Origin of the sequence: Streptomyces sp. NPDC017943 (assembly GCF_044328425.1) — a bacterium.
Classification (GTDB): Bacteria; Actinomycetota; Actinomycetes; order Streptomycetales; family Streptomycetaceae; genus Streptomyces; species Streptomyces djakartensis_A.
The window spans coordinates 452,791-467,219 of the sequence record NZ_JBIRHH010000002.1 but is presented as its reverse complement, the minus strand read 5'-3'; the positions used below and the strand labels follow the sequence as shown (position 1 = coordinate 467,219).

The following is a 14,429-nucleotide window of genomic DNA, read 5'->3' as shown; positions in this document are numbered from 1 at the left end:
CTGAGCCGCCGTCGGGTCACCCGCGCCGCAGCGCCCTGCCCGCACGGCCGTGCCCATATGGCGCCGGCCGCGCCTGCCCGCCTGCTTACCCTCACACCTCCGGCACCCGGACGTCCACGACGCAGACGTCGTCCCTGCGCTCGTCCGGCAGCATCCGCGCGAGCAGCGGCCCCAGCGACCCGGGCCGGTCGGTGTGCGGCGCGGCCACGGCCTCCCCGAGGCGCTCCAGCCCTCGGTCGATGCTCTCCGGCGGGTGCTCGACCAGCCCGTCGGTGAACAGGATGAGCCGGTCACCCGGTTCGAGACGGCACTCCGCCTCCTCGAAGACCGGGGTGGTGGACGCCCCGATGAGCATGCCGCGCGGGCGGTCCAGGTACCGCGGCTCACCGTCCCGCAGCAGCAGGGGCGGCGGGTGCCCGGCCTGCGCCCAGATCAGCCGGCGGTCGCGGGGGTTGTAGCGGGCGAGGACCATCGTGGCGGTGGCGTACGTGTCGCGCGAGTGCAGCAGCAGCGTGTTCAGCCGGGCCAGCGCACCGGTCAGGGACGAGCCCGTGATGACCATGCCCTTGGCGGTGAACCGCAGCTGGGCCATCGTGGCGACGGCGTCGACCCCGTGCCCCGCGACGTCGCCGACGACCAGCAGGGCGTCCCCGTCGGGCAGTTCGATGGCGCTGAACCAGTCACCGCCGACGTGCACACCCGACTGGGCGGGCAGGTAGGCGACCTCGACCCGCAGCCCGGCCAGGTGCACCGGCCGGTTGGCCATCGGCAGCAGGGCGTGCTGGAGCCGGGAGGCCAGGGTCCGCTCGGCCCGCAGCACGTCGTGCTGGGTGAGGATGGCCCGCTCGCTCTCGACCAGGGCCAGTTCGGCCCGCCGCCGGGCCGTCATGTCCTGCACGAACCCGTGCACCTCGACGGGCGTGCCGTGCCGGTCGCACACGGCCTCGGCGGTGAGCCGGAGATGGCGGATGCCGTGGGTGGTCCGGATCCGGAACGGCACGTCGACGGACTGCCCTTGCTGGACGAGGTCGGCGACGGCGCGGGTCAGCGCGGGTGCGTCCTCCGGCAGGGCCAGCTCCGGCACGTCGATCAGCGGCACCGGCCCGTGCGCCGGGTCCCGGTCGAGCAGCGCGAACACCTGGGTGGACCAGGAGACCTCCGGAGCGTGCAGGCTCCAGTTCGCCCAGCCGAGATTGCCCAGGCGCTGGAGGTCGGCCAGGCGCTGCTCCTGCCGGTCGGAGGAGCCGTGGCGGATCCAGGAGACGACCAGGGTGTCGCCGAGCGGGGCGACCCGGACCGTGTAGATGAACAGGGCCGCGATGCCTGCCACGACCTCCTCGTGGGCGAAGGGGTCGCTCTCGTACTCCTGACCGGTGGCCAGTACCCGCAGGCAGCCCTGCCACAGCGGCTCCGCCGGCATCGCCGGGCGCAGTTCGAGCAGCCGCCGCCCGGCCGCCACTTCGCCGGTGCGGCCCAGCAGGTCGCCGGCCTGCGTGGTCGCGGCCTCGATCAGGAAGTCCTCGACGTCGCCCGATGTGGTCCGCAGCGGAGTGAGCAGCATCGCCGAGAGCGGCAGCGCCTCGAAGAGGGCCTGCACGGCGTCCGTGCCCGGGTCGGCGGAACGCTCGGGCGGGGCGTCGAAGGCACGCAGCCGGCCCGTGCACAACCCCGTGACGCCCCTCAGGTGCGCGCGGTCCCGGGCGGTGAACTCACCGGCACGGGTGCGCAGCACCCCGATGCAGACCTCGGCCGGACCCGTCCCGGACAGGGGGAGCCAGGCGCGCGAGCGCCACCGCTCGGGAGGGTCCCCTATCAGCAGGTACCGCTTGGCGTCGGTGTCGAAGTCCTCCAGCCAGCGCGGCTCGCCCGCCCGCAGGGCGTCCAGCGCCGCCACTCCGCTCAGCGGCGGCACCTGGCGCCACTGGTCGGCCAGCCGGTCGTCGACTCCCGCGTGCCCGATCAGCCGCAGGCCGCCGTCCGCCCGGCGGCGGTAGACCAGTACCGCGTCCGCCGCCATGTCGGGTGCGAGGTGCTCCAGCAGGCACCGGGCGAGGTCCTGCGGCGTCATCACCCGAACGAGGGCCTGGCCGAGGCGGGCCAGGGAGTCGGCGAGGTCGTCCGGGACGGCGTCCTGCCCGGGGCCGGGGATGTCCGGGCCGGCCGCGTCACGGCTGCCGCGGGCGTCCGCCGCGGCCGGTGGGGGTGCTGCCGGGCCGAGCGCACCGAGCGTGATCCAGCACTCCTCCAGCAGGGTGCGGCGCGCGTCCTTGGCCCTGCGGCGCAGCTGTTCGCTCGCCGCGTCGGCGGTACAGCCGGTCAGCGCCATGACCGCGCCCTTGGCCCGTTCGACGACAGCGGAAACAGCCGCCTGGTCGCGCAGCCGGTCCAGTTCGGCGCGCTGCCGGGCGACGATCCTGGCCAGCTCGACCAGGTCCGGTGCGGCACCCGGCTGTGCCGGTGTCACGGGCTCGCTCGTCACGCGTCGAGCATTGCACACCCTGGCGGATCGGAAGAGCGCCTTGTGGGCAGGTGACGCACCCTCTTCACATGCGTTCCCCCGGCCGCCCCGACACGTGCCGGGCGGTTCAGCGCCCGTCGCGGGGATAGAGCCACTGGCGCAGCACCCGGCTGAGGCCGGGCATCACCAGATAGGTCAGTACGGGCAGCAGCACCAGCGGGAAGACGACGGCCCGCAGCGGCAGCGGCCAGCCGGCGGTCGACGGGGTCACCAGCTACTGGACGAGCAGGACGAAGGGATAGGCACCGAGGAAGGTGGTGAGGACCATCTTCCACCGGGGCGGGGCCTGCACGGTCGTGCCCGGCAGGCTGAACCAGGTCTCCAGGCCGGTGGTCGACTGGCGCTCGCTGCTGATCTCGACGGCGATGTCGTGGATCTGCCGGTGCCAGTGCGCGCGCTCCTCCGACTCCAGCCAGGCGGCGAGCCGGTGCCGGTCCGACCAGCGCAGCACCGCGTGGTAGCGGTGGCCGTCCTCCGGCGTGAGCCAGGAGACGCCCTCGTTGCCGGGGAAGCGCCGGGCGCAGCGGGTGATGCCGTGCGTCCACTCCTCGAACTGCCGCTCCCGGCCGGGACGCACCTGCCAGGTCAGCACCGTGGTCACCGGTTCGGCCCGGCGTGCTTCGGTGGTGCTCATCCCTCACCGGGTGCCACGCGGGGAGCGGGTCATGCGCCCCGGGTCAGTGGCGGCCGGACTCGCTGAGCGCCCGGGTGACCGCGCGGACGCTGCGGGCGATGTGCTGCAACTGCATGACCTCGGCCGCGTACAGCTTGATCGTGTGCTCGATGACGCCCTCGTGCAGGCCGAGGCCGGGCAGGTCGGCGCGGGCGGTCTGCAGCGCGGTGCGGGCGACGCGGATCTCGTGCTGGACCTGGATCTGGGCGTGCCGGGCGAGGAGGACGGGGTGACGGATGAACACGGGGTAGCCCGCGTAGCGGGTGGGTACCAGTTCGCGCAGCCACTTGGCCGCCGAGCGCTCCCAGTCGAAACTCCCGGGGGTCTTGACCTGGCAGGGCCAGTCCGGGCTGATGCGCGTGGACGTCATGGACATGATCATCGCTTCCGGGTGTGCGGCGTCGTGAGGGTGGACGACGGGTCGGGGCGGCCCCGACCTAGGGGATGACCGGGGCCGCCCACGGACACCCGCGAGGCCGGAGTGGGTAGGACCCGGCTCCTCGGGTGCGGAACCGATCCGGACAGGGCCGGGTCGCGATCCGTGAGCAGTATTTATATATGCCTTCCGGTTTGCAAGAAGCATGAAAACATTCATGCGCGCTTTGTTGCGGAAGGTCCCGGTGCGCACGCCGGTGTCCGTGCGTGCGGTCAGTCCTTGAGAAAGAACTGGTGCTGGTCGGCGACCTGCTCGTACTCCTCCAGCCGGGCCTGCGTGCGCTCGGGGTCGGCGTCCGTCATGGCCTGGAGCAGCGCCGAGCACATCACGCCCGGGGCGGCGTAGGAGTCGAACACCAGGCGCGAGCCCGTCCCCAGGGCGAAGGCGGCGTCCGCCTCGTCCGCGAGCGGCCCGAGCGCCAGGTCGGTGATCAGGGCGACCTTGAGCCCGGCGCCGCGCGCCACCCGGATCGCCGTCAGGGTCTCCTGGGCGTGACGCGGCATGGAGAAGGCCAGCACCCAGGTGCCGCCCGCCTCACGCGACTGGAGCAGGGCGTCGTAGGCGACGCTGCCGCCCCGGGTCACCAGCCGGACGTCCGGGTGGATGCGGCGCGCGGCGTAGGCGAAGTACTCGGCGAGCGAACCGGAGATGCGCAGGCCCAGGACCGTGAGCGGAGTGGACGACGACAGCTTGCGGCCGACGTCGATGACCCGGGCCGGGTCCGCGAAGTCCCGCCGCAGGTTCTCCAGGTTCTCGATCTCGGCGTCGACCGCCGCCTGCAGCTCGTTGCCCCGGTTCTCCTCCGCCGGCCCGCCCGCGAGCGTGCCGAGCGCGATCGACTGGAGCCTCTCGCGCAGCGCCGGATAGCCGCTGAAGCCGACCGCCGAGGCGAACCGCGTCACCGACGGCTGGCTCACCCCGACCCGGTCGGCGAGGTCCGTGATCGACAGGAACGCCGCCTCGGTGATGTGCTCGATCAGGTACTGGGCGATCCGCCGCTGCCCCGGGGACAGCCGGGGCCGGTCGAAGAGCGTGCGCAGCCGGGAGGACGGGGAGACCTCCGTCTCCGGGGCGGCCTTCCCCGAGGTGATGGCGGATGCCTGTGCGCGTGCCTGCTGCGGCGATGGCACCGGTACGCCTCCTTCGTTCCCCACGGACGTTCAACATAGCTCACCCACCGTGGTGACCAGGGGTTCTTCGCGGGTGCACATGATCTGCCGCGAGCTGGGATACCCGGGGCCGGGGCGGGAACCCGCCGCCGCAGCAGATCCTGAGAGGAGACACCCCCATGAGCACCCCCGAGGAAAGCCGGCCCAAGACCCACACCACGGACGAGGTCCTGCAGCAGCACGACGAGGACGCCGCGAAGGAGCAGGGCGCGACCGGCCGCACCATGCGCGAGGCGCTGGAGGAGGCCCACGTACGCCCCGACGACTTCGACGAGAAGTGAGCCCGGCCCCCGCGGCCGCACCGACGACTTCCCGGCAGGTGAGCAACGCATGGGCGCCCTGAGCGCGCTGGAGCAGACTCTCGAGAACCGATGGGAGGCGCTGTGGGCACGCCTCCTCGACAAGGAGCCCGTCGAGGTCGTCGACGCCCTGCGGCGCGAGTGCGACGACAACGCCGTGGTGTGCGGCAAGGGCCGGGTGATGGTCCCCAACGCCTACGACGTGGAACTGCCCGACGAGGTGCACGAGCACCTCGGGCGCAGCGGCACCGAGGTGGGGCAGGCCCTCACCGACAGCCTGTCCCGGCACGCCGAACGCCGCGGCTACGCATGGGCCGGACCGCTGACCGTCCACGTGGCGAGGTGCCCCGACGTCCCCAACGGCCGCTTCCGAGTGGCCGGCAGGGTGATGCCCCACGTGAGCGCCGACGGCTTCTCCCGGGCGGCGCACTGACGGAGCCCGGCGGGTCCCTCGACGACGACCGGCCGTGACCGAGGGACCGTCGCGAACCACGGGGCGGCCGCCGGAGACGTGTCCGGCGGCCGCCCCGTCGTGGCGGCCGCCGTCAGACGTCGCCGGCGGGTGCCTGGGTCGCGAGCCGGGCCAGGGCGTCCCCGCTGAGGCGGCACACCTTCCACTCGTCCATCACCTGCGCGCCGATCGACCGGTAGAAGCCGATCGCCGGCTCGTTCCAGTCCAGGACCCACCACTCGAACCGGTCGTAGCCGTGGCGCCGGCAGAGGGCGGCGAGATGCGCGAGCAGGGCCTTGCCGTGGCCGCCGCCCCGGGCCCCGGGCCGCACGTACAGGTCCTCCAGGTGCATGCCGCGCCTGCCCGTCCAGGTGGAGAAGCGCGGGAACCACAGGGCGTAGCCCACGGTGGCGCCCGTGTCGTCCTCGGCGATCAGCGCGAAGGCGGCGGGATGCTCGCCGAAGAGCGCCGCGTGCACCTGCTCCTCGGTGCACCGGGCCTGCTCCACGGCCTTCTCGTAGGCGGCGAGTTCGCGGATCATCGTCCGGATCTCGGGGACGTCGTCGACGGTTGCGGACCTGATCATGCGGTCGATCCTGCCCCGAAGCGCCCGGCGCGCGCACCCCGGCCCCGGGTTCCGGCCCGGTCGAGCGTCAGCCCGCCGGCCGCGGCAGGGCCGGCTCCGGCACCACCAGGTCCGCCAAGTCCCGGCTCCCGGCGACCAGTTCGGCGTTGCGCTGATCCGAGCGGTGGACCCACGACACCGCCTCCTCGTGGCTCTTGCCGAACTCCTCGTGCCGGGCGATCAGCCGGCGCAGACGCTCCCGCTCCGGCACCTCGCAGAACCACACCTCGTCGAGCAGGAGGCGGACGCGGGACCAGGAACCGCGGTCCAGCAGAAGGTAGTTGCCCTCGGTGACGACCAGCCGGACCGCGGGAGGAACCGGGATCACCCCCGCCAGCGGCTGCTCCAGCACGCGTTCGAAGCCGGGCGCGTACACGGTCTCCGCCGGGTCGTCGTCGCGCAGCCGCCGCAGCAGCGCCGCGTAACCGGCGGCGTCGAACGTCTCCGGAGCGCCCTTGCGGTCCCGCAGCCCCAGGCGCTCCAGTTCGGCGTCCGCGAGGTGGAAGCCGTCCATGGGGACGTGCGCCACCCAGGGCTCGCCCGCCCCGTTCAGCTCCCGCACCAGTGACGCGGCGAGCGTCGACTTGCCCGCGCCGGGGCTGCCGGCGACACCGAGGATCGCGCGCCGGCCGCCTCGGGGGAGGGCTCGGGCACGGTGGACCAGATCGTCGAAGGTGAGCGGCACGAGGGAGAGTGTGTCACCCGGACGCGGCCCCCCGCCCTGCCGCCCGCCCGCCCGGGAGGGGTGTGGCGTGCGCCACTCACTGGACCGGCCCGCTACGGGGAACGGGTCCCCTATGACGCAGCTCGGTCTCCCCGGACACATCCACGCCTGCCTGTTCGACCTCGACGGGGTCGTCACCAGGACGGCCGTCGTGCACGCGGCCGCCTGGAAGGAGATGTTCGACGCCTTCCTGCGCGAACGCGACGGCGAGGACTTCCGGCCGTTCGACGCGGCGAGCGACTACGACGAGTACGTCGACGGCCGGCCTCGCGCCGACGGCGTGCGCACCTTCCTCGCCTCGCGCGGCATCGAACTGCCCGACGGCGACCCGGACGACCCGCCCGGCGCGCGGACGGTGCACGGCCTCGGCAACCGCAAGAACGACCTCGTCCTGGAGAAGATCCGCACGGACGGCGTGCAGGCGTACGACGGCACCCTGCGCTACCTGGACGGGGTCCGCGCCCAGGGGCTGCGCACCGCGATCGTGTCCTCCAGCGCCAACTGCCGCGACGTGCTGCGCTCGATCGGCGCCGAGCACTACTTCGACGTGCGCATCGACGGCGTGGTCGCCGCCGAGCGCGACCTGCCCGGCAAACCCCGCCCCGACACGTTCCTGGCCGCCGCCCGGGACCTCGGCGTCGAGCCGTCCGCGGCGGCGGTCTTCGAGGACGCCCTGGCCGGCATGGACGCCGGCCGTGCAGGGCGCTTCGGCTACGTCGTCGGGGTCGACCGTGTCGGGCAGGCCGACGCCCTGTACGCGCACGGCGCCGACGTCGTGGTGCGGGACCTCGGCGAACTGGGAGGCGAGCAGTGATCACCCAGCGGGCGTACGGCGTCGAACCCTGGGCCGTGCGCGAGACGGAACTCGACCTCGACCTGCTGGCGCAGAGCGAGTCCGTGTTCGCCCTGTCCAACGGGCACATCGGCTGGCGCGGCAACCTCGACGAGGGCGAACCGCACGGTCTGCCGGGCTCCTACCTCAACGGCGTCCACGAGCTGCACCCCCTGCCCTACGCCGAGGCGGGCTACGGCTACCCGGAGTCGGGCCAGACCGTCATCAACGTCACCAACGGCAAGGTGCTGCGCCTCCTGGTCGACGACGAGCCGTTCGACCTGCGCTACGGGCGGCTCGTCACCCACGAGCGGACCCTCGACCTGCGCCGGGGCGTACTGGAACGGGTCTGCGAGTGGACCTCCCCGGCGGGCTCCACCGTCCGCGTGCGCTCCACCCGGCTGGTCTCGCTCACGCAGCGGGCGATCGCCGCCGTGGCCTACGAGGTGGAGCCCGTCGACCGCCGCACCCGGGTGGTCGTCCAGTCGGAGCTGGTCGCCAACGAGAGCCTGCCCGGCCCGGACGGCGACCCGCGCGCGGCCAAGGCCCTGAAGTCGCCCCTGGAGGCCGAGGAGGACCACGCCTCCGGGAACCGGCTGCGGCTGGTGCACCGCACCCGCCGCAGCGGCCTGCGCGTCGCCGTGGCCGCGGACCACACGGTCACCGGCCCGGAACGCACCACCACCGCCGGCGAGAGCAACGTGGACGTCGCACGGCTGACCGTCACCTCCGTGCTGGAGCCGGGGGAGCGGCTGCGCGTGGAGAAGCTGGTGGCGCACGGCTGGTCGGGCGCCCGGTCCCGGCCCGCGATGAGCGACCAGGTGGAGGCGGCCCTGGCGGCGGCCGCGCACAGCGGCTGGCAGGGCCTGCTGGAGGACCAGCGGGCCTACCTCGACGACTTCTGGGCCCGGGCCGACGTCGAGGTCGACGGCGACGAGGAGATCCAGCAGGCCGTCCGCTTCGCGCTCTTCCACGTCCTGCAGGCCGGTGCCCGCGCCGAGCAGCGGGCCATTCCCGCCAAGGGCCTCACCGGCTCCGGCTACGACGGCCACGCCTTCTGGGACACCGAGGCGTTCGTGCTGCCGCTGCTGACCTGCACCGCACCCCGGTCCGCGGCCGAGGCCCTGCGCTGGCGCCTGGAGACGCTGCCGGCCGCCCGGGAGCGCGCGGCCCAACTCGGGCTGCGCGGCGCCGCGTTCCCCTGGCGCACCATCGAGGGCTCGGAGGGCTCGGCGTACTGGCCCGCCGGTACGGCCGCCTTCCACGTCGGCGCCGACATCGCGGACGCCGTCGTCCGTTACGTCGCCGCCACCGGTGACGAGACCTTCGAGCGCGAGGTGGGCGTCGAACTGCTCGTGGAGACCGCCCGCCTGTGGCGCTCCCTCGGCCACCACGACGACCGGGGCGTGTTCCACATCGACGGCGTGACCGGGCCCGACGAGTACAGCGCCATCGCCGACGACAACACGTACACCAACCTCATGGCCCGGGCGAACCTGCTGGCCGCGGCCGACGCCTGCAAACGCCACCCCGACCGGGCGGAGCAGCTCGGCGCCGACGAGGAGGAGCGGGCGGCCTGGCGGGACGCCGCCGAGGCCGTGCACGTCCCGTACAACGAGGAGCTCGGCGTGCACGAGCAGCACGCCGGCTTCACCCGGTACCAGCGCTGGGACTTCGCCGGCACCCGGCCGGACCAGTACCCGCTGATGCTGCACTTCCCCTACTTCGACCTGTACCGCAAGCAGGTCGTCAAACAGGCCGACCTCGTCCTGGCCATGTACACCTGCGACAGCTTCTTCGAGGAGTTCGCCGACGAGGAGCAGATGGCCCGCAACTTCGCCTACTACGAGCCGCTGACCGTACGGGACTCCTCGCTGTCCGCCTGCGTGCAGGCCGTCATGGCCGCCAGGACCGGGCACCTGGAGCTGGCCCGCGCGTACACCACCGAGGCCGCGCTGATGGACCTCGGCGACCTGGAGCACAACACCCGCGACGGACTGCACATCGCCTCGCTGGCCGGCACCTGGCTCGCACTCGTGGCGGGTTTCGGGGGCATGCGCTGCACCGACGGCACCCTGCGGTTCTCGCCGCGCCTGCCCGAGCGGTACAGCAGGCTCGCCTTCACCGTCCAGTTCCTCGGCCGGTGCCTGCGGGTGGAGCTGACCGGCGACCGGGCCACGTACACCCTGCACTCCGGCCCACCGCTGACGATCCACCACCACGGCACCGAGCTGACGGTGAGCGAGGACGCCCCCGCCGAGCGGGCCGTTCCCGCCCCCACCCACCGCCCGGCGCCCGTGCAGCCCCCGCACCGCGCCCCGAACGCCCGCTGACGGCTCCGGCCGGGTCGGACATTCGGCCGTATTCCACCCCTCGTCCCCCCGTCGTTCGGGTTACGTTGGCCGTACTGATGATCATTCGGCTCTCGGCCCCGGGCGGGCCGGGGGCCGCGGGCGGCCCGTCGGCGTGCGGGGGAAGGGGTGGACGATGACCGACGGCGCGAACGCCCTCCTCGTCCGCGGGCGACGACGTGAACAGGCAGGACCCTCCGGTGCGCGCGGCCCGCGCCGCGTGGACCGGCCGCTCGCCCTGCTCGCCGTGGTCTTCACCCTCGCCCAGCTCGCCCTCGTCCGCCCCGTGCTGGGCCTCGGCTGGGACGAGATCGTCTACGTCAGCCAGGTCACCTCGCACCACCCCGCGGCCTTCTTCAGCGCCCCTCGCTCCCGCGGCGTCCCGCTGCTGGTCGCGCCGGTGGCGTCCTGGTCCCCGTCCGTCCCGCTGCTGCGCGTCTACCTGGCCCTGCTGTCGGGCCTGGGCCTCTACCTCGCCCTGCGCTGCTGGCGGGGCCTGTTCCCGACGCGGGTCCTGGTGACCGCGGGCGCCCTCTTCGCGTCCCTGTGGGTGACCGTCTTCTACGGACCGCAGGCCATGCCCAACTACTGGGTCGCCCTCGGGGCCCTGGCCGCCGTGGGCTGCTTCCTGCGGGCCCGGGCGGGCCGTTCCCCCCGGGCGCTGTGGGGCGTCGCCGCCGGTGCCGCGCTCATGGCGTGGATGCGGCCCACCGACGCGGTCTGGGTGAGCGTGCCCCTGCTGGTCCTCGCCCTGGTCCGCCACCGGCGCCTGTTGCTGCCGCTGGCCGCGGGACTGGCGGCGGGCGCGGTCCCCTGGGTGATCGAGGCGTACGCCGGCTTCGGCGGCCTGGGGGAGCGGCTCGCCCAGGCGTCGCGCATCCAGGGCGGGCTGGGCTGGCAGATCGCCGTCGACGACCAGCTGCGCAGCCTGGGCGGCCGGGCCCTGTGCCGCCCCTGCACCGGGCCGATGCCCGAGCCGGTGGTCGTCGCCTGGTGGTTCACGCTGCCGGTCCTGGCCGGTCTCGGCCTGGTCGTCGCGGGCCGCGCCCGGCGCCTGGAACGGACCCTGGTCCCGCTGGCCTGCGCCGCCACGGCGGCCCTGCCGTACCTGTTCATGATCGGCTACGCTGCGCCCCGCTTCCTCCAGCCCGCCTACGCCCTGCTCGCGATCCCCGTGGCCGACGGCCTGTGGTACCTGGTCAGGACGCCGCGCAGGACATGGCGGCCGGTCGCCGCCACCGTGGTCGCACTCGGCCTGGCCGGGCACCTCGCGGTGCAGCTCGCCGTGCTGCACGGAGCCGTCGCCCGCAACACCGCCAACCGCGTCGACTGGGACCGCACCGCCGACGCCCTGCACCGCCTCGGCGTCCGGCCGCCGTGCCTGCTCACCGGCCACGAGTCCATCCCGATCGGCTACTACACCGGGTGCTCCTCGGGTGTGACGTCCGGCAACAACGAGAACATGACCGCCGCGGGCGTCCTGCGCACGGCGGACCGCGTCCCGGTCGCCTACCTCGCACCGGCGGGCGGCACCGCGCCCCGCTACGCCCGCGACTGGCCGGTGCACCGCGTCGCGGACCTGGACGTCCGCCTCGCGCCCGGCCCGGGGCGCAACGCCGGCCGCTGAGCACCGGCGGGTGCTCAGCGGCCGGGGCCGGGCATCCGCCGAGGTTAGAGCCCGCGGAACGGGAAACGCGGAACGAGCAGACCCGATCGGACACGTCGCGCAGGGCGCGACAGGGAGGCAAGTGATGGGCACGGAACGGATGGACTCCGAACAGATGGCGGACGACGCGTACCAGCCCACCGGGACCAACGAGGAGCAGGAGGACGCCTCGCCGCTGGACATGCAGGACGCCCTCGACGAGCGCACCTACGACGACATGCTCGAGGAGGGCTACTCCCCGCCGGAGAAGCCCCTGGGCGTCACCAAGCCCGGCGTCACCGCGGCCGAGCAGCACGAGGGCGAGACGCTGGACGAGCGGCTGTCCCAGGAGGTCCCGGACGTGTCCGCCGAGCCGGTGGGCGACGGAGTGGGCGACAGCCCCGACAGCGACGGCGAACCGGTGGACCCCGAGGCGGGCACCGACCGCGCCGGCCGTCTGGTCGCCCCGGACGAGGGGGCCCACGAGGACACCGAGAAGGACGCCGTCGCCTCCGACCTCGGCATCGACGGCGGAGCGGCCGGGGCCGAGGAGGCCGCCATGCACGTCGTGGAGGACGACACCGCCCTGCCCGAGGACGACGGCAGGGTGTGACGCGCGCGCCGGTGACGCGCGGCCCGCACCTGCTCGGGGCGAGACCGCCGACGCCGCCGCCCTCCCCGCACCGAGGAGGCCACCGACCCGGAGCATTCCGGACGGTGGCCTCCTCGGTGCGGGCGCGCGGCTAGGGAAGCAGCTTCTCCATGGCTGCCGGCCCTTCCTCCGCCAGCTTGCGCTCGGCCCATTCGATGGTGTGCGGGGTGAGGTCCTTGCCCGAGGCGAGGACGAGGTCCTCCGCCGACACATCCGTGCCGGTGCGGGCGTGCAGCAGACGGTCCGGGGTGCAACGGTCCTCGGGGGACTGGCTCGCGGCGGGCTGTGAGGTCGACATGGCTTCTGCTCCTAGGGTCCGGCTCGCTGATGGCCCCGGTGCTGAAAAGGGTCCGCTCTCACCATTGCCCGCCGGAGCGCCGCGTGCATCCGGAGAGGGCGTGACGGGCCCGCGCACCCCGTTCGGACCCCCATGAATGTCGCGCCGCGCTACGCCGGGTGACGGTGGAGTCACGTGTCCCTGCGACTGACAGGAGCTTTTCCATGCGCACACGTGTGACCGCCGCGGCCGGCCTGGCCTGCGCCGCCCTGCTGGCCTTCGCCGGTACGGCGAGCGCCGACTCGGGCCCCGTCGGGATCGCCACCGACAGCCCCGGCGTTCTCTCCGGCAACGTCGTCCAGATCCCGATCGACATCAACGCCAACGTCTGCGGCAACTCGATCAACGTGATCGGCCTGCTCAACCCGGCGTTCGGCAACGTCTGCGAGATCAAGGACTGACGTCCCGGCCGTACGGCTTGCCGGCGGCGGCCCGCGCGATCCCGCGGGCCGCCGCCGGCCGCTTCGTGTCCCGGCACGGGCGGGCGGCGCGGCCGGGCCGGTCTCACCGCTCCGGCGCCTCCGGCTCGGGCGCCAGCACCAGCATCGTGACGTCGTCCTGCACGTCCGGGCAGTGCCGCAGCAGGTCGGACCACACGTGCTCGGCCAGGGCCGACGGGTCCTCCCGGGCCAGGACCGGCAGCCGCTCGGCCAGCGGATAGAAGGTCCCGGAGGCGTCCCGGGCCTCCGACACCCCGTCCGAGGCCAGGAACAGCCGGTCCCCGGGGTGCAGCCGCACGGTGACCACCTCGGGCGGGGCGGCCCCCGCCAGTCCCAGACCGAGAGGGGTGCCCGGCTCGACGTCCAGCTCCCGGGCCCCGCCGTCGCGCAGCAGCAGCGGCCCGGCCTGCCCGCACGCCACGACGTGCACCGTCCGTGCGTCGGCGGAGAAGTCGAGCAGGAGCGCCGTGGCGAACAGTTCGGCGTTCGGGTCGTGCGCGGAGTCCACCGTCAGCCTCCGGTCCAGCCGCGCGGCGACGGCCCCCGGGTCCGGCTGGTCCAGCACGGCCTCGCGGAAGGCGCCCAGCAGTGAGGCCACCGTGGCGACGGCCGACAGGCCGTGCCCCTGCACGTCCCCCATGACCGCCCGCACGCCGTACGGGCCCGCCCGCACGTCGAAGAAGTCGCCCCCGACGAGCGTGCCGCGCTGCGCGGCCCGGTACAGCCCGGCGCAGCGCACCGGCCCGACCCGCTCCGGCAGCGGCGGCGCCACGGCCCGCTGTGCGGCCTCGGCGACGGTCCGCTCGGTGACCAGCTGGGCGTCGCGTCTGCTGCGGACGAACGACAGCAGCACGCTCAGCAGCGAGACGAAGCACACCGTCAGCAGATCGGTGTTTCCGGGATCGTTGAGCTCGAAGATCGGTGTGGCCAGCACCAGTACCGCCAGCGTCCCCAGCACCGCCGTCAGCAGCGGTCCGTGCGCCAGGACGGCCAGCGGGGGGATGGCGCCCAGCAGGAAGCCGATGTCGAGCGGCTCGGGACTGACCAGTTCCGCCACGCACACCCCGACCAGCAGCGCCGACGGCAGCACCCGCGCCCACAGGGGCGGCGGGGCGCCGCGCAGCCAGCCGCGCCGGTCCCCGTCCCGCTCCCGGCGCGGCGGCAGCCGGACACGAGCTCCGCTCACACCACCACGCTGCAACGCCGGACCGCCCGCCGCACGCCGGGCCCCCCACCCGGCGGCGGACGTGCCGGGCCCGGCGACGCCCGGACGGTCC

Annotated in this window: 16 protein-coding genes; 7 read left to right on the top strand and 9 right to left on the bottom strand. The window is 74.2% G+C overall.

What is annotated here, in order from left to right:
• Positions 1 to 91 precede the first annotated feature (91 nt).
• From ACH4C6_RS06955 to ACH4C6_RS06935, 5 genes are all read right to left on the bottom strand, one after another.
• The gene (locus tag ACH4C6_RS06955) at positions 92 to 2,479 is read right to left on the bottom strand and encodes a SpoIIE family protein phosphatase (protein WP_398107468.1); all 2,388 of its coding nucleotides are present in this window, start codon (positions 2,477 to 2,479) and stop codon (positions 92 to 94) included.
• A 106-nt stretch (positions 2,480 to 2,585) separates the two neighbouring features.
• Complete coding sequence (locus ACH4C6_RS06950; RefSeq protein WP_398107467.1) at positions 2,586 to 2,729, bottom strand: hypothetical protein; 144 nt, start codon at positions 2,727 to 2,729, stop codon at positions 2,586 to 2,588.
• 3 nt (positions 2,730 to 2,732) lie between these two features.
• Positions 2,733 to 3,152 carry an antibiotic biosynthesis monooxygenase gene (locus ACH4C6_RS06945; RefSeq protein ID WP_398107466.1) on the bottom strand — a complete coding sequence of 140 codons (420 nt, stop codon included), beginning with the start codon at positions 3,150 to 3,152 and terminating at the stop codon, positions 2,733 to 2,735.
• A 43-nt stretch (positions 3,153 to 3,195) separates the two neighbouring features.
• Entirely contained in the window at positions 3,196 to 3,573 is a 378-nt protein-coding gene (locus ACH4C6_RS06940) for a hypothetical protein (RefSeq protein WP_398107465.1), read from the bottom strand.
• A 266-nt stretch (positions 3,574 to 3,839) separates the two neighbouring features.
• On the bottom strand, positions 3,840 to 4,757 hold the full coding sequence (locus ACH4C6_RS06935; protein WP_398107464.1) for a MurR/RpiR family transcriptional regulator: 918 nt from the start codon (positions 4,755 to 4,757) through the stop codon (positions 3,840 to 3,842).
• A gap of 158 nt (positions 4,758 to 4,915) precedes the next feature.
• On the opposite strand from ACH4C6_RS06935, the gene ACH4C6_RS06930 reads away from it, so the two are divergent.
• Positions 4,916 to 5,077, top strand: coding sequence for a hypothetical protein (locus ACH4C6_RS06930; RefSeq protein WP_398107463.1), 162 nt, complete (start codon positions 4,916 to 4,918; stop codon positions 5,075 to 5,077).
• A 49-nt stretch (positions 5,078 to 5,126) separates the two neighbouring features.
• Positions 5,127 to 5,528 carry a DUF3662 domain-containing protein gene (locus ACH4C6_RS06925; RefSeq protein ID WP_398107462.1) on the top strand — a complete coding sequence of 134 codons (402 nt, stop codon included), beginning with the start codon at positions 5,127 to 5,129 and terminating at the stop codon, positions 5,526 to 5,528.
• Between the two features lie 112 nt (positions 5,529 to 5,640).
• Here the strand turns inward: ACH4C6_RS06925 and ACH4C6_RS06920 are convergent, their stop codons facing one another.
• A complete protein-coding gene (locus ACH4C6_RS06920) occupies positions 5,641 to 6,132 on the bottom strand; it encodes a GNAT family N-acetyltransferase (protein ID WP_398107461.1) in 492 nt (163 codons plus the stop codon).
• Between the two features lie 67 nt (positions 6,133 to 6,199).
• On the bottom strand, positions 6,200 to 6,856 hold the full coding sequence (locus ACH4C6_RS06915; protein ID WP_398107460.1) for a nucleoside/nucleotide kinase family protein: 657 nt from the start codon (positions 6,854 to 6,856) through the stop codon (positions 6,200 to 6,202).
• A gap of 112 nt (positions 6,857 to 6,968) precedes the next feature.
• On the opposite strand from ACH4C6_RS06915, the gene ACH4C6_RS06910 reads away from it, so the two are divergent.
• From ACH4C6_RS06910 to ACH4C6_RS06895, 4 genes are all read left to right on the top strand, one after another.
• Positions 6,969 to 7,709: an HAD family hydrolase gene (locus ACH4C6_RS06910; RefSeq protein WP_398107459.1), complete on the top strand. Its 741-nt coding sequence runs from the start codon at positions 6,969 to 6,971 to the stop codon at positions 7,707 to 7,709.
• The gene (locus ACH4C6_RS06905; protein ID WP_398107458.1) at positions 7,706 to 10,060 is read left to right on the top strand and encodes a glycoside hydrolase family 65 protein; all 2,355 of its coding nucleotides are present in this window, start codon (positions 7,706 to 7,708) and stop codon (positions 10,058 to 10,060) included. Before ACH4C6_RS06910 ends, ACH4C6_RS06905 begins: the two co-directional genes overlap by 4 nt.
• Positions 10,061 to 10,214: 154 nt before the next feature.
• A complete protein-coding gene (locus ACH4C6_RS06900) occupies positions 10,215 to 11,705 on the top strand; it encodes a hypothetical protein (RefSeq protein ID WP_398107457.1) in 1,491 nt (496 codons plus the stop codon).
• A gap of 139 nt (positions 11,706 to 11,844) precedes the next feature.
• On the top strand, positions 11,845 to 12,336 hold the full coding sequence (locus ACH4C6_RS06895; protein ID WP_398107932.1) for a DUF5709 domain-containing protein: 492 nt from the start codon (positions 11,845 to 11,847) through the stop codon (positions 12,334 to 12,336).
• Positions 12,337 to 12,466: 130 nt separating this feature from the next.
• On the opposite strand, the gene ACH4C6_RS06890 is transcribed toward ACH4C6_RS06895, so the two are convergent.
• Entirely contained in the window at positions 12,467 to 12,673 is a 207-nt protein-coding gene (locus ACH4C6_RS06890) for a hypothetical protein (protein ID WP_398107456.1), read from the bottom strand.
• A 203-nt stretch (positions 12,674 to 12,876) separates the two neighbouring features.
• Between ACH4C6_RS06890 and ACH4C6_RS06885 the strand changes: the two genes are divergently transcribed.
• Positions 12,877 to 13,113 (top strand): chaplin, encoded by a 237-nt coding sequence (locus ACH4C6_RS06885; RefSeq protein ID WP_398107455.1) that lies wholly within the window; start codon positions 12,877 to 12,879, stop codon positions 13,111 to 13,113.
• Between the two features lie 103 nt (positions 13,114 to 13,216).
• On the opposite strand, the gene ACH4C6_RS06880 is transcribed toward ACH4C6_RS06885, so the two are convergent.
• Entirely contained in the window at positions 13,217 to 14,338 is a 1,122-nt protein-coding gene (locus tag ACH4C6_RS06880; protein ID WP_398107454.1) for a PP2C family protein-serine/threonine phosphatase, read from the bottom strand.
• Positions 14,339 to 14,429: the final 91 nt, after the last annotated feature.

Excerpts from the sequence above, each read along its gene's own strand:
- ACH4C6_RS06945 (WP_398107466.1), bottom strand. The coding sequence starts at position 3,152 with ATGAGCACCACCGAAGCACGCCGGGCCGAACCGGTGACCACGGTGCTG.
- ACH4C6_RS06940 (WP_398107465.1), bottom strand. The coding sequence starts at position 3,573 with ATGATCATGTCCATGACGTCCACGCGCATCAGCCCGGACTGGCCCTGC.
- ACH4C6_RS06930 (WP_398107463.1), top strand. The coding sequence starts at position 4,916 with ATGAGCACCCCCGAGGAAAGCCGGCCCAAGACCCACACCACGGACGAG.
- ACH4C6_RS06925 (WP_398107462.1), top strand. The coding sequence starts at position 5,127 with ATGGGCGCCCTGAGCGCGCTGGAGCAGACTCTCGAGAACCGATGGGAG.
- ACH4C6_RS06920 (WP_398107461.1), bottom strand. The coding sequence starts at position 6,132 with ATGATCAGGTCCGCAACCGTCGACGACGTCCCCGAGATCCGGACGATG.
- ACH4C6_RS06910 (WP_398107459.1), top strand. The coding sequence starts at position 6,969 with ATGACGCAGCTCGGTCTCCCCGGACACATCCACGCCTGCCTGTTCGAC.
- ACH4C6_RS06900 (WP_398107457.1), top strand. The coding sequence starts at position 10,215 with ATGACCGACGGCGCGAACGCCCTCCTCGTCCGCGGGCGACGACGTGAA.
- ACH4C6_RS06895 (WP_398107932.1), top strand. The coding sequence starts at position 11,845 with ATGGACTCCGAACAGATGGCGGACGACGCGTACCAGCCCACCGGGACC.
- ACH4C6_RS06890 (WP_398107456.1), bottom strand. The coding sequence starts at position 12,673 with ATGTCGACCTCACAGCCCGCCGCGAGCCAGTCCCCCGAGGACCGTTGC.
- ACH4C6_RS06885 (WP_398107455.1), top strand. The coding sequence starts at position 12,877 with ATGCGCACACGTGTGACCGCCGCGGCCGGCCTGGCCTGCGCCGCCCTG.